A 1,498-nucleotide genomic window follows, 5' to 3' on the forward strand; every position below is an offset into this window, starting at 1 on the left:
CATCGCAAAATTTTGCATAAAATTTGCACTTGAAATTTCCGCTTGCACGCTAAATTTTAAATTCCAAGGAGTGCAGATGGCTTTTGAAAATGCAATCATCACCAAAGAGGATGATGAGAAGTATGGATTGAGTGCGCTATATGGTAAGTATAATTATGGAGCAAAGTTGCCAAATCTAAATTTTACAATAGATAGGCAATTAGATTGTTGGCTTTTAAAAATTTATAGCTTTCCAGATCCGAATTACGATAGAGCGTTGCTTGCAAAAGCCGTATGGATCTTATATTGCGATAGCACTCAAATATATGTAGTGTTGGATCAAAAGGTAGCGGATACGCGATCGGACGAATTCCACAGAATCTGGGAGCTTCTAGATTTAAAACCAAATCATACGCAAAATCTTAGTAAGCAAGATATTTTATGCCTGTTAAAAGAAATTTTAGAAGCATATAGGGACTGCGATTTGTGGAAACCGGAGCCGAATTATACTATGGAACTACAAGACCTAACCGATCGTAAAATCTAAAATTATTAAAATTTCTTGAGGAGGAGAGAGTGGCTTTTGAAAATGCAATCATCACCAAAGAGGATGATGAAAAGTACGGATTGAGCGGAATTTATTACAAATATAATCCATACTATGAGACTTTTATTAATGAGCTTGGTTGGACTATTGATCGAGATGCGGGTTGTTGGCTATGGAAAATTTATAGTTTTCCTGATCCAGATTATGACCATGGCACTGATTCTAAAGGAATTTGGATTTTATATTATAATGGTGAAGTTATTGAAGTTACCCTTGATTATGATATCGACGAAGCATTGAGACCCGAAGAATTCCATAGAATTTGGAAACTGCTCAATCTAAATCCAAAGCAAACACCTCTTTTGTCGGCAAGCGATATAACGAAGCTGTTGAATGTAATATTAAAAGCATATGGTTATTCTACTCGGGAGCAAATTCCAAACTACACTATGGAACTACAAGACTTAACCAATCGCAGTGCAAAATAGAGCTTTAAATTTAACTTCATTTTAGTCCCGCATAAAAATCAAATTTCATAGAATTCTAAAATTCCCGCCCTAAAATTTCTTGTAAATAAAATTTATCAAAATCATCGACGCGAGCGCCTCTATGAGCGAGGCGATGATCATCGCGAAGTATATCTCTTGCGAGATCGCGGCGGTGGAGTAAAAAAGCGTCGCCGTGGCGATCACTAGCGTCAGAGGCATAGAAAGCGATAGCGCAAAAAGCGCCGCGCCTTTGCGCCCCAGAGTGCTTAAAAACGTAGCGCTCGCAAGCAGCCTGATGCCAAACATCAGCGCCGCTAGGCTCGCGGCAAAGCTCATCACTCCGGGCATAAGAAGCGCTTCTAGCTTGATCACGGCTCCGGTGTGTATGAAAAATATCGGCACTAAAAAGCCAAAGCCGAACGACGATAGCTTCTCGATGAGGTCGTCCTTGTGCGAGAAAAAGGTCGGCAGGAAGGTGCCTGCG

At 40.0% G+C, this 1,498-nt stretch carries 3 protein-coding genes; 2 read left to right on the forward strand and 1 reads right to left on the reverse strand.

Annotated features, from left to right (window positions below; all coding sequences use genetic code 11):
* Together Q0614_RS10625 and Q0614_RS10630 are read left to right on the forward strand one after the other, a co-directional pair.
* Positions 1-526: hypothetical protein (locus Q0614_RS10625; protein ID WP_298788619.1), on the forward strand; the 526-nt coding region annotated here is incomplete at its 5' end.
* Positions 527-555: 29 nt separating this feature from the next.
* Positions 556-1,014: a hypothetical protein gene (locus Q0614_RS10630; protein WP_298788620.1), complete on the forward strand. Its 459-nt coding sequence runs from the start codon at positions 556-558 to the stop codon at positions 1,012-1,014.
* 69 nt (positions 1,015-1,083) lie between these two features.
* Here Q0614_RS10630 and Q0614_RS10635 read toward each other — a convergent pair.
* Positions 1,084-1,498: cation:proton antiporter (locus Q0614_RS10635; RefSeq protein ID WP_298788621.1), on the reverse strand; the 415-nt coding region annotated here is incomplete at its 5' end.

Origin of the sequence: uncultured Campylobacter sp., assembly GCF_937997595.1 — a bacterium.
Lineage (GTDB): Bacteria > Campylobacterota > Campylobacteria > Campylobacterales > Campylobacteraceae > Campylobacter_B.